General features: G+C 58.1%; 7 protein-coding genes. All 7 read right to left on the bottom strand.

Annotation, left to right across the window (positions count from 1 at the left end; all coding sequences use genetic code 11):
• Positions 1 to 6,218, bottom strand: a 6,218-nt coding sequence (locus ABVN36_RS20225) for an autotransporter-associated beta strand repeat-containing protein (protein ID WP_393921186.1), incomplete at its 3' end; no start/stop codon positions are given.
• Between the two features lie 608 nt (positions 6,219 to 6,826).
• On the bottom strand, positions 6,827 to 8,284 hold the full coding sequence (gene nuoN / locus ABVN36_RS20220; protein ID WP_000156667.1) for an NADH-quinone oxidoreductase subunit NuoN: 1,458 nt from the start codon (positions 8,282 to 8,284) through the stop codon (positions 6,827 to 6,829).
• A gap of 6 nt (positions 8,285 to 8,290) precedes the next feature.
• On the bottom strand, positions 8,291 to 9,820 hold the full coding sequence (gene nuoM, locus ABVN36_RS20215; protein WP_023138690.1) for an NADH-quinone oxidoreductase subunit M: 1,530 nt from the start codon (positions 9,818 to 9,820) through the stop codon (positions 8,291 to 8,293).
• A gap of 76 nt (positions 9,821 to 9,896) precedes the next feature.
• Positions 9,897 to 11,738 carry an NADH-quinone oxidoreductase subunit L gene (gene nuoL, locus ABVN36_RS20210; RefSeq protein WP_001056581.1) on the bottom strand — a complete coding sequence of 614 codons (1,842 nt, stop codon included), beginning with the start codon at positions 11,736 to 11,738 and terminating at the stop codon, positions 9,897 to 9,899.
• Positions 11,735 to 12,037: an NADH-quinone oxidoreductase subunit NuoK gene (gene nuoK, locus ABVN36_RS20205; RefSeq protein ID WP_000612687.1), complete on the bottom strand. Its 303-nt coding sequence runs from the start codon at positions 12,035 to 12,037 to the stop codon at positions 11,735 to 11,737. Before nuoK ends, nuoL begins: the two co-directional genes overlap by 4 nt.
• On the bottom strand, positions 12,034 to 12,588 hold the full coding sequence (nuoJ, locus tag ABVN36_RS20200) for an NADH-quinone oxidoreductase subunit J (protein ID WP_000393522.1): 555 nt from the start codon (positions 12,586 to 12,588) through the stop codon (positions 12,034 to 12,036). The genes nuoK and nuoJ overlap by 4 nt, the downstream gene beginning before the upstream one ends.
• A 10-nt stretch (positions 12,589 to 12,598) precedes the next feature.
• Positions 12,599 to 13,141: an NADH-quinone oxidoreductase subunit NuoI gene (gene nuoI, locus ABVN36_RS20195; protein ID WP_000172747.1), complete on the bottom strand. Its 543-nt coding sequence runs from the start codon at positions 13,139 to 13,141 to the stop codon at positions 12,599 to 12,601.
• Between the last annotated feature and the right edge of the window lie 14 nt (positions 13,142 to 13,155).

Below are 13,155 nucleotides of genomic sequence, written 5' to 3'. Positions count from 1 at the left end.
AGCGCGTCAACGTTAGTGGCGACCAGCGTGCCGCCGCTGATAAGGGTGCCACCGGTATAAGAATTGGATCCGGAGAGGGTGAGCGTGTCGTCGCCGGATTTTTCCACACGGCCCGTACCGCCGATGTTATTGATGAAGTCACCGCCGGTGTTCAGTTCCAGCACGGCGTTGTCGGTGACGTCGCCGGTACCCAGCGCCTCAACGTTAGTGGCGACCAGCGTGCCGCCGCTGATGAGCGTGCCGCCGGTGTAAGTATTGCTGCCGGAAAGCGTGAGCGTCTCGTCGCCGGATTTTTCCACACGGCCCGTACCGCCGATGTTATTGATGAAGTCACCGCCGGTGTTCAGTTCCAGCGTGGCGTTGTTGGTAACATCGCCGGTGCCCAGCGCCTCAAGGTTAGTGGCAACCAGCGTGCCGCCGCTGATAAGGGTGCCATCGGTGTAAGAATTGGTGCCGGAAAGCGTGAGCGTCTCGTCGCCGGATTTCACCACCTGCCCGCTGCCGCTGATGGCGTTGTCAAAATCGCCGCCGGTGTTCAGTTCCAGCACGGCGTTGTCGGTGACGTCGCCACTTCCCAGCGCATCAACGCTAGTGGCAATCAGCGTGCCGTCGTTGATGGTGGTGCCGCCGGTATAAGTATTGCTGCCGGAAAGCGTGAGCGTCTCGTCGCCGGATTTCACCACCTGCCCGCTGCCGCTGATGGCGTTGTCGAACGTGCCGCCGGTGTTCAGTTCCAGCACGGCGTTGTTGGTAACGTCGCCGCTGCCTAGCGCGTCAACGTTAGTGGCGACCAGCGTGCCGCCGCTGATAAGGGTGCCACCGGTATAAGAATTGGATCCGGAGAGGGTGAGCGTGTCGTCGCCGGATTTTTCCACACGGCCCGTACCGCCGATGTTATTGATGAAGTCACCGCCGGTGTTCAGTTCCAGCACGGCGTTGTCGGTGACGTCGCCGGTACCCAGCGCCTCAACGTTAGTGGCGACCAGCGTGCCGCCGCTGATGAGCGTGCCGCCGGTGTAAGTATTGCTGCCGGAAAGCGTGAGCGTCTCGTCGCCGGATTTTTCCACACGGCCCGTACCGCCGATGTTATTGATGAAGTCACCGCCGGTGTTCAGTTCCAGCACGGCGTTGTTGGTAACGTCGCCACTTCCCAGCGCATCAACGCTAGTGGCAATCAGCGTGCCGTCGTTGATGGTGGTGCCGCCGGTATAAGTATTGCTGCCGGAAAGCGTGAGCGCGTCGTCGCCGGATTTTTCCACACGGCCCGTACCGCCGATGTTATTGATGAAGTCACCGCCGGTATTCATTTCCAGCGTGGCGTTATCGGTGACGTCGCCGGTACCCAGCGCCTCAACGTTGCTGGCAACCAGCGTGCCGCCGCTGATAAGGGTGCCGCCGGAATAAGTATTGGTGCCGGAAAGCGTGAGCGTCTCGTCGCCGGATTTCACCACCTGCCCGCTGCCGCTGATGGCGTTGTCGAACGTGCCGCCGGTGTTCAGCTCCAGCGTGGCGTCGTCGGTGACGTCGCCGCTGCCCAGCGCGTCAACGTTAGTGGCGACCAGCGTGCCGCCGCTGATGGTGGTGCCGCCGGTATAGGTGTTTTCCGCATTCAGGATCAGCGTGCCTGCGCCCTGTTTGATCAGCGATGTGCCGTCCCAGCCGGTGGCGCTGGCGGGATCGAGCGTGGCGTCAACGTTTTCCAGCACCGTGTTGACCGCAAAACTGCCGTCGGCATTGGTCAGGTTAAACGTGCCGTGGGCGTCGGTGACGGCGTCGTCGCGGTCGGCATACCATGTCAGGGCAGTGGTCAGTTCGTACTGCTTGCCCGTGTCATCAATGCGGCCATCGACGGTGATAAAGTCGGCCAGATCGGCGTCCATTCCGGCGACGGTAAGCTTTTCGAAATCGCCCGCAATGGTTTTGTCTGACGCGATCAGGGTGAAGGTATCCAGATCGTCCGTGCTGGCAGGATCGCTGTCCAGCACATCGCCGACGCCGGTGATGTCCAGCGTACCGGCCAGCGAGACCTGAGAGGCGGCGTGGATAACAGGATCGGCGGTGTTGCTGTCCAGGTTGATGGTCAGCGTGCTATCGCTTTTTTGCGTCAGCGTGGTCGCCTGTAGCGTACTGCCTGCGCCGATTTCGGTGTTGCCGCCGCTTTCGGTGGTGAGATCCGTTACCGTAAACTGGCCGCTGGCGTCCAGCAACAGGCTGGCGCGGTTGTCGATAGCGCCCGTACCCAGCGCGTTGACGTTAGCGGCAATCAGCGTGCCGCCGCTAATGGTGGTAGCGCCGCTGTAGCTGTTGGCGCCTGAGAGCGCGAGCGTGTCGTCGCCGGATTTCACCACCTGCCCGCTGCCGCTGATGGCGTTGTCAAAATCGCCGCCGGTGTTCAGCTCCAGCGTGGCGTTATCGATGACGTCGCCGGTACCCAGCGCGTCAACGTTAGTGGCGACCAGCGTGCCGCCACTGATGATGGTGCCGCCAGTGTAAGAATTGGCTCCGGAGAGCGTGAGCGTCTTATCGCCGGATTTCACCACGCTGCCCGTACCGCCAATGTTGTTGGCGAAGTCACCGCTGGTGTTCAGCTCCAGCGTGGCGTTGTCGGTGACGTCGCCGCTGCCCAGCGCCTCAACGTTGCTGGCGACCAGCGTGCCGCCGCTGATGGTGGTGCCGCCGGTGTAAGAATTGGCGCCAGAAAGCGTGAGCGTCTTATCGCCGGATTTCACCACCTGCCCGCTGCCGCTGATGACGTTGTCAAAATCGCCGCCGGTATTCAGCTCCAGCGTGGCGTTGTCGGTAATGTCGCCAGTGCCCAGCGCCTCAACGTTGCTGGCGACCAGCGTGCCGCCGCTGATGGTGGTGCCGCCGGTGTAAGAATTGGCGCCGGAGAGCGTGAGCGTCTCGTCGCCGGATTTCACCACCTGGCCGCTGCCGCTGATGGCGTTGTCAAAATCGCCGCCGGTGTTCATCTCCAGCGTGGCGTTGTCGGTGACGTTGCCGGTACCCAGCGCCTCAACGTTGGTGGCAATCAGCGTACCCTCGCTGATGGTGGTGCTGCCGGTATAGGTGTTTTCCGCATTCAGGATCAGCGTGCCTGCGCCGGTTTTGGTAAGCGACTGGCCGTTCCAGCCGCTGTTGGCGTCAACATTTTCCAGCACCGTGTTGACCGTAAAGCTGTCGTCGGCATCCGCCAGGTTGAAGGTGCCGTGGGCGTCGATGGCGGCGTTGTCGCGATCGGCATACCACGTCAACGTCTCGACCAGATCATAGTGTGTGTCATTGACGTTTTTCTGCCCCACGACGGTAATGAACGCGTCCGGGTTCATGGCGTTGCCGTTGATAGTGATGTCGCCAAAATCGCCGCTAATGGCGTTGTCCGATTCGATAAGCGCCAGGGAGATCAGATCGTCGGTGCTGCGTATCGGCTCCTGACTGGCGGGCGAGGCGACATTGAGCGTACCGTCCAGATTCACGTTTTTTGCGCGGATGACGGGGCCGCTGGTCTCCGTCAAATCGGCCGTTAGCGTGCTGCCGTCCTGCTGGGTCAGGGTATTGGCCTGTAGCGTGCTGCCCGCGCCGATTTCAACGGTGGCGCCGCTGTGGGTGGTGAGATCCGCGACGATAAAGGGATCGCTGGCGCTTGCCGCGTCCAGTTTGAGGTAAGCGCGGTTGTCGATATTGCCGCTGCCCAGCGCGCCGCCAGCGGTGGCGGTCAGCGTTCCCTCTGCAATGGTGGTGCCGCCGCTGTAGCTGTTGTTGTTACTGAGCGTCAGCTCGCCGCCGCCCTGTTTTACCACGTTGCCGCTGCCGCTTATGACGCTGCCGTAGGCGGCGGCATCGCTGCGGTTAAACGTCAGCGTGCCGTTGTCAACGATGTCGCCGTTAAACGCGCCCAGCGTGCCGCCGTTGCCAATCTGCAGCGTCGTGCCGCTATCGACGGTCGCGCCTTTGGCGGTCATCGCGCCGTTCACTATCAGCGTGCCGGATTTTACCCAAAGCGCGCTGTTGGTCGTTCCCGAGAGGTTCATCGTCGCGCCCGACAGCGTCCAGTCGCCGCTGCTGGTCACGCTGTTCAGGCCGCTGATGCTGCTGCCCAGCGTACCCTCTCCGTCCAGAATCAGATTATTGTTGGCGCTGGCGCTGTTGTTGTCGTCGGTAATGCTGCCGGATATCTCCGTACCGGTATTGAGGGTGATAGTGTTGTTCTTGCTGCCGCTATTGATGAGAACGGCGTTGGTTCCGCCGGTTATTTTGCCCTGACTGGTCAGGGTGTTGCCGGAGCCGCTAATGGTTACGCCATTGGTGTCGCCGGAGATTGCGCCCGCATTAGCGAGCGTATTGTTATTGCCGTTGAGCTGAACGGCGGTATTTGCCGTGATGGAGCCGCCGGCCAGGTTATTGAGCGTGTGGCCCGTGGTGACGTAGACGCCGAATACCGAGGAGTCCATCGTGCCGCTGTTGTTAATCGTGACAGCGCCGCCGTGGGCATAGACGCTCGCGTCCCCGGCGCCTTTACCCGTTGTGGTAATGGTGCCGGTGTTGGTGATAGTGCCGCTGGCGCCGCTATTGTACTGGATGCCGTAAGAGATACTGGAGCCGGTCGCCGTGATGCTGCCGCCATTGGTGACGTTGTTGGCGCCGCTGTTAATCAGGATGCCGTTGTCTTTGGCGACGATAGCGCTTCCGCTTTCGGTCGTGACCTGGTTATTGCCGCCAGCGATACTGATGCCGGTGCTGGTGGTGGTGATCTTACTTCCACTTTTGGCCGTTATCTGGTTGCCGCTGCCTTTACTGACGCGGATACCATTTTTGCCTGAAATTTCACCGCCTGAGGTGGTAACGATATTGTTATTGCCGCTGATAAGGAGGCCGTCGCTTACGCCGGTCATCTTCCCCTGGTTGGTGATGGTATTGCCGTTGCCATTAATCGCCACCGCCGTGTTGGCCGAAATTGCGCCCCCAGCCTGGTTATTGAGCGTATGGCCTTTGGAACGTGCCGAGTCGAGATAGACGCCATAGACGGTGGAACTCATGGTTCCGCTGTTGTTGACGACGGTGCCGTCGCCGTTGCCGTGGACATAAACGCTGGCGTCTCCCGAGCCGCCGCCCGTGGTGGTAATGGAGCCGGTATTGGTGATAACGCCGCCGGAGGTATTTTCGCCATAATGGATACCGTAAGTATTGGCGGTGCCATACGCGGAAATCGTGCCGTCATTGGTGACGAGGTTGTCGGCGCCCGCTTTAAGTTCCATGGCGGCGGACTGGATGCCGACGAGGCTGCTGTTTCCCGCCGTGATCACCCCGCCAGCGCGGTTGAACACTTCAAAATGCGCGCCGTGGTACAGCGCAACGGCAATAAAATCAGACTGCAAAAGGCCGCTATTATCAACAGAAACAGAATCGCCCGCCGCGATATCATCAAAGGTATGGGCATAAATCGCCGCATCCTCGATCTTGTTTGAACCATCGCTGGCCGTGGTGATAATGGTGCCGGTATTGACAATCGTACCGTAAGCGCCGCCCCGAAGCTCGACGCCATAAGAGCGCCAGGAGCCGTCGGAGTTAATCGTCCCGCCGTTGGTGATGTGGACCTCGCCGCTCTGGACGATCACCCCGGAAACGCCTTTCAACACACCGTTTTCGCTGCTGACATAACTGCCGCCGTTGAGCATATAAATGGCGGCATCTATTTCGGGGGCGCCGTAGTCGAGATTATGAACGTAGATTGCGCTGTTCTCGATCCGGCCATCGTTGATCACGCTGCCGCCGTTTTGAAGCAATATCGTTCCATCCGCGCTGGAGCCGGTGATTGTCCCCTGGTTATGTACGCTGGTGGCGCCCGTTAACGAATCCAGGTTCATCGCCTGGCTGTCGGTCAGGCTGCTCCCCACGACAGCGCCGCTTTCAATCAGCAGATCCCAGTCGTTGCTGTTATCGCCGACGATGGCGGCGCTGGTCGCTGTGTCGGTGGCGACGGTATTGCCCGTTTCCACGACGAACGGCGTAGCGCCTGACAGGGTGTAGGTGGTGGTCTGGGAGGGAATGGAAACTCGCGTTTCCTCTGCGACGGCGGGGGCAGCATCCATCGCCAGCAGAGTTACCGCGCACGAGGCGCTGACGCTGACGATAGCGCGGCTACCACTGCGCGCCAGTTCGGAGGTGACAATATACATGCCGCGGGCGGCGTTCCATATAATATTGTAGGTTTTGTTCACTTACTATGTCCTTATTTTCTTTTTGTCCTTTTTGTTTACCTCCGTGGAGCAGCACAAAACCCGGCTATATCGGAGTAACGTTTACGACATAATAAATCGGAATTTGTCATTTTATTAAATTTTATAAATGAACATTAGCATGACATGGTGTGTAAATAAATTTATTTAACGATTATATGCACTTAGAGGTTGCGGTAATAATTAGTAATTCTACCGTTTGGATTCATGTAAATTAAATAAATCAAAATAACATTACTGCGAATTATATTAACAAAGCTGACTGGTTTTGAATTTTATCGCTTCGATCTATTATTCAGGGGGAATATAGAGGAGGTGTGAATATAATAGCGCCTGGCGGCGCTGTCGGATGGCTGACAAAGGAGAATACAACGTTGATGCCGGATGGCGGCTACGCCTTATCCGGCATCTGGTTCTGTGTTCGTTGGAAAAGTGTTGGGTTTCGGCTACGCCTCACCCAACGAGTCTATGGTCTCTATGCGTCACAGGTTTTCATAAGTTGGATGCAATCCAACATTTAGAGGCTCCGGTGTTGGTCATCAGCCTCAACCGCCGATAAATCGGCGGTTATTGACATCATCAACGCGGCATTACATCAGCGGCATCGCCAGTTGCACAAGGCTAATCAGCGGCTGCGGCCAGACGCCCAGTACCAACACCAGCAACGCGGAGATCAGCACCACGATACCGCCTGCGCTGTACTGCCAGTTTGTCGGCGCGTCGCGTCCCGGTTGCTGCGGCGCGTGCAGGTAGAGACTCACCGCAACGCGCAGGTAGTAGTACAAACCAATCGCGGAACCCACTACCACGGCGGCGACCAGCCACCACAAGCTGGCCTGAACGCCGACCGCCAGCACGTAGAATTTGCCGATAAAGCCCAGCGTCATCGGGATACCTGCCAGCGACAGCATCATCACCGTCATCACCGCGGCAAGAACCGGACGGTGCCAGAACAGACCACGGTAAGAGTACAGGGAATCGGCATCCGGGCCGCGGAACGGGCTGGACATCAGGCTGACCACGCCAAACGCGCCGAGGCTGCTGAACAGATAACCGGCCAGGTAAACGCCAACCGCTTCCATCGACATCTCGCCGCTCTGCAGGGCAATCAGCGCCACCAGCAGATAGCCGAGGTGAGAGATAGAAGAGTAACCGAGCAGACGTTTGATGTTGGTCTGGCTCAGCGCCATCAGGTTACCAAAGATGATAGAGGCAAAGGCGATAATGCCCAGCACCACGCGTACCGCTTCGCTGTCGCCTACCGGCGCATAGAGGAACAGACGCATCACCACGCCGAAGATAGCGATTTTGCTCGCCGTCGCCAGGAAGGTGGAAACCGGCGCAGGCGCGCCCTGGTAAACGTCTGGCGTCCACAGGTGGAACGGCACCAGAGAAAGTTTAAAGCCCAGACCGACAATCATCAGGCCAAAGCCCGCCAGCAGCAACGGCTCGTGCAGCATACCATCGCCGAGGCTCTTACCGAGCGCTTCGAAAGACAGGTTGCCGGACTGCGCATAGACCAGCGCCATCCCGAACAGCAGGAAAGACGAGGCGGCAGCGGAGAGGATGGTGTATTTGATACTGGCTTCCAGCGAGCGTTTCTGGCGGAAAGCATAACCAATCAGGCCGAACAGCGGCAGTGAGATCAGTTCAATACCGAGGAACAGCGCCGCCAGATGGTTGGCGTTCGCCAGCAGAATTCCGCCCAGGCTGGCGATTAACACCAGCAGGTAGAACTCTTCCTGGTTATCGTTATAGCCTTCCAGCCACGGGTAGGCAAAGGTACAGGTGGCGAGGCTCGCCAGCAGCACCAGCCCGGTGTAGAGCATCGCAAAGCCGTCAACGCGCATCAGCGGCGTGACGTCCATTGCCCCGGCCTGGCCGACAAACCAAAGCGAAACCAGAGCAGCGTTAAGCCCAATGACCGACAGCGTGGCATTGAGGAAGTGATTGCGTCGCCACGCAATGGAGAGCATCACAACCACCACCGTCAAGCCGACGATCAGCAGCGGTAGCAGCGCAATCAGGTGTTGTGGAGTTATTGTCATGGCGATTTACGGCCTTGTAGTAGTAACGGAATTAACAAACCACTGCTGGATGTTGCTCATCGCAGAATGCGAGGTATCCAGAATCGGCTGCGGATAGAAGCCAAGCAGTACCAGAAGCACCACCAGCAACAGAATGATAAACAGCTCGCGCAGCGACATCCCTGGCAGTTCCTGGCTGGCAATCTGGCTCTTCGCTTTACCGAAGTAAGCGCGATGCAGCATCGCCAGCGAGTATACAGAGGCGAATACCAGCCCAAAGGTGGAGATCACGGTAATCATCGGCACCACCTGGTAGCTGCCGAACAGAATCATAAATTCGCCGACAAAGTTACCGGTGCCCGGCATCCCGAGCGTCGCCACCGCAAAGAACATGGACAGCGCAGGCAACCATTTCATTTTGCCCCACAGGCCGCCCATCATACGCATGTCACGCGTATGCAGACGTTCGTATAACTGGCCACACAGAATGAACAGACCGGCTGCGGAGAGACCGTGCGCGATCATCTGGATCACCGCCCCCTGGTAAGCCAGTTGGCTGCCGGTGTAGATAGCGATCAGCACGAAGCCCATGTGGGAAACGGAGGTATAAGCAATCAGACGCTTGATGTCGTATTGGGTAAAGGCCATCCACGCGCCGTAGAAAATGCCGATAACGCCAAGCCACATAGCGATAGGCGCAAACTCCGCCGACGCGTTCGGGAACAATGGCAGGGAGAAACGCAGCAGACCGTAAGCGGCGGTTTTCAGCAAGATACCGGCCAGGTCGACGGAACCGGCGGTCGGCGCCTGGGAGTGCGCATCCGGCAGCCAGCCATGCAGCGGCACCACCGGCATTTTCACCGCGAAGGCGATGAAGAAGCCCAGCATCAGCAGATATTCCACACCGTGGGACATCGGCGTGTTCAGCAGCTCTTCATAGTTGAAGGTCCAGACGCCGGTCGCTTTATAGTGCACAAAGACCAGCGCCAGGATGGCAATCAGCATCACCAGACCACTCGCCTGGGTGTAGATGAAGAACTTGGTCGCCGCCGTGATACGCGTTTTCCCGTCAGAAGCTTTGTGGCCCCACAGCGCGATCAGGAAGTACATCGGCACCAGCATCATTTCCCAGAAGAAGAAGAACAGGAACATGTCGATGGCCAGGAACACGCCGATAACGCCGCCCAAGATCCACATCAGGTTCAGGTGGAAGAAGCCCTGATATTTTTCGATTTCTCGCCAGGAGCAAAGCACCGCCAGAACGCCGAGCAGGCCGGTCAGCACCACCATTAGCAGCGACAGTCCGTCGAGCGCCAGATGGATAGAGATGCCAAAACGCGGGATCCACGGCAGGACAAATTCAGATTGCCACTGTGGAATACCGGCGGATTGCGTCAGTGAGTAGCCGCCCTGCAACCACAATTGCAGACCGAGCGCCAGCGTCAGCCCCATGGTAATCAGCGCTATCCAGCGCGGCACCTTCACGCCAAAGCGTTCGGTCTGCCAGCACAGAAAGCCGCCGATAAAGGGAATCAATATTAGCCAGGGTAGTAACATGGCGATTTTTATTCCTTTTTAAGGCCTCTGACAGAGGCCTGATTTTCAACGAATTTGGATAAAATTCACTTTACGATCAACGCAGTGCCATCAGCAGCGCCAGCACCACAACCGCGCCGATGCTCATGGATGCCACATACCAGCGCAAATAACCGTTCTCGCTCAGTACCAGGCCTTTGCCTGCAAAACGGGAAAGGATAGCCGGAATGTTCATCAACGCATTAAGCGGGTCGCGCTTCAGCAGCCAGGCGATACCGAGGAATGGCTTGACGAATACTTTGTCGTACAGCCAGTCAAAGCCCCAGGCGTTATACCACCAGGTCCCCAGCAGACGGCCCGGCGCGCTGTTGGCGATCGACGTCACCAGCGTGCGTTTACCCAGCCACAGCCATGCGGCAATCAGGATGCCGGCAATCGCTACTACGCCAGAGGTAATTTCCAGCGTCATGACGCGACCATGCGCCAGTTCAGTTGTCTGCGGCAGCACTCCCTGCAGCGGCGGCACAATCAGCGCGCCAACAAAGGTAGACAGAATCATCAGGACAATCAGCGGCAGATGGTGGGTAATCCCCTTCCCTGCATGAGCGTGAATTTGTTCTTTACCGTGGAAGACGATGAAAATCATCCGGAAGGTGTACAGGGAGGTCATGAACGCGCCGACCAGACCCGCCACCATCAGATTGATATGACCGTTCGCCATCGCGCCAGCCAGGATCTCATCCTTACTGAAGAAGCCCGCAGTGACCAGCGGCAGCGCCGACAGCGCCGCGCCCCCCACCAGGAAGCAGGCATACACCAGTGGAATCGACTTACGCAGACCGCCCATCTTAAAGATGTTCTGTTCGTGATGGCAGGCCAGAATGACCGAGCCGGACGCCAGGAACAACAGCGCTTTAAAGAAGGCGTGCGTCATCAGGTGGAAAATTGCCGCATCCCACGCCTGTACGCCGAGCGCCAGGAACATGTAGCCAATCTGGCTCATGGTGGAATAGGCCAGCACGCGTTTGATGTCGGTCTGCACCAGCGCGGCGAAACCCGCCATGACCAGCGTAATCGCCCCGATAATGCCCACCAGATGCAGAATTTCCGGGGTCATCAGGAACAGACCATGGGTACGAGCGATCAGGTAGACACCGGCGGTAACCATCGTCGCGGCGTGGATCAGCGCGGAGACCGGCGTCGGGCCGGCCATCGCGTCGGCAAGCCAGGTCTGCAACGGTAGCTGCGCAGATTTACCGACCGCGCCGCCCAGCAGCATCAGCGTCGCCCACATCAGCATGTTGTTGCCGTCAGCAAAGTGCGCTGGCGCCAGCTCGACCATTTCGCGGAAGTTCAGCGTGCCCAGTTCGTTGTAGAGGATGAACAGCGCGAAGGCGAGGAACACGTCACCGACACGGGTCACCACGAAGGCTTTCATTGCCGCCGCGCCATTCTTCGGATCGCTGTAATAGAAGCCGATCAACAGATAAGAGCACAGGCCCACGCCTTCCCAGCCGAGGTACATCAACAGCAGGTTATCGGACAGCACCAGAACAACCATGCTGGCGATAAACAGGTTGGTATAAGCGAAGAAGCGGGAGTAACCCTCTTCTCCACGCATGTACCAAGACGCGAACATGTGGATCAAGAAGCCGACGCCGGTGACCACAGAGAGCATGGTCAGCGACAGGCCGTCCAGCACCAGGTTAAAACCGATGTTGAAGTTACCGACCGACATCCACGTCCACAGCGGCTGGCTGAACGCCTGTTTGCCGTTGGCGAAGAAATCCATCCCGACAAACGCTGTCACCAACGCCGCCAGACCAACGGAGCCCACGCCAATGGTCGCGGAGAGATTTTCCGACCAGCGTCCGCGAGAGAACGCCAGCAGTACAAAGCCAATCAATGGCAGAATAATGGTTAAGGCAAGCATGTTCATCCACGCATCTCACTTACTGAATCGATGTTCAGGTTCTGGCGACGGCGATGGAGTTGCAGCAACAGCGCAAGTCCAATACTCGCTTCCGCAGCCGCAAGGCTGATGGCGAGAATGTACATCACCTGACCATCGGTCTGGCCCCAGTAGCTCCCGGCGACCACAAAGGCCAGCGCGGAGGCATTAATCATGATTTCCAGCCCGATCAGCATAAACAGCAGATTGCGGCGGATAACCAGACCGGTTAAACCCAGGACGAATAAAATCGCAGCGAGGATCAGTCCGTGTGTTAAGGGGATCATGCGCGCTCCTCCGTTTTTCTTTTCGCGCGGTCATCGGCGCGGTTGCTTAGCACTTCGCCCGCACGCTCTTCACGACCGACATGGAACGCCACCACCAGGCCTGCCAGCAGCAGCATCGACGCCAGTTCGACCGCCAGAACATAAGGCCCGAACAGCGTAATGCCCACCGCTTTCGCGCTAATCGGCGTGCCGTCGATGCCCTGGTCGTTAACGCCCAGAATGGCGTACACAATGACCGCCAGCATAATGGCCGACAAAACCGCCGGACCAATCCACACCTGCGGCTTCAGCCACTGGCGTTCCTGTTCGATTTCGCTGCCGCCGAGGTTGAGCATCATCACCACGAACACAAACAGCACCATGATGGCGCCTGCGTAGACGATAATTTCCAACGCACCGGCAAAATAAGCGCCCAGCGAAAAGAACACCCCGGAAATCGCCAGTAGCGATATCACCAGATACAACAGCGCGTGTACCGGATTGGTATGGGTGATCACTCGCAGGGTCGCGAGGATGGCTATCAGGCCACAGATATAAAAAGCGAATTCCATTGCCCTCTCCTTACGGTAACAGGCTCTTGACGTCGATAGGCTTGGCTTCGTTCTCTGCTTCGCCTTTATCTTTGCCGTCGATTGCCATACCCGCCATCCGGTAGAAGTTATATTCCGGGTATTTGCCCGGACCGGAAATCAGCAGATCCTCTTTTTCGTACACCAGATCCTGACGTTTGTATTCGCCCAGTTCGAAGTCCGGGGTCAACTGAATCGCCGTGGTCGGGCACGCTTCTTCGCACAGGCCGCAGAAGATGCAGCGTGAGAAGTTAATGCGGAAAAATTCCGGATACCAGCGGCCATCTTTGGTCTCCGCTTTTTGCAGAGAGATACAGCCTACCGGACAGGCTACCGCGCACAGGTTACAGGCAACGCAGCGCTCTTCGCCGTCCGGGTCGCGCGTGAGCACGATACGGCCACGGTAACGGGGCGGTAAATAGACCGGCTCTTCCGGATACATCCGCGTTTCGCGTTTCGCGAACGCATGCAGGCCGATCATCCAGATACTGCGTACCTGAGTGCCGAAACCTACTAATAATTCTTTTAAGGTCATGGTCTTTGTGTCCC

It is taken from the genome of Salmonella sp. SJTUF15581, assembly GCF_043356775.1.
Classification (GTDB): domain Bacteria; phylum Pseudomonadota; class Gammaproteobacteria; order Enterobacterales; family Enterobacteriaceae; genus Salmonella; species Salmonella enterica.
Note: the sequence above shows the minus strand (reverse complement) of the source record. Positions and strands in the feature narration are given on the sequence as shown.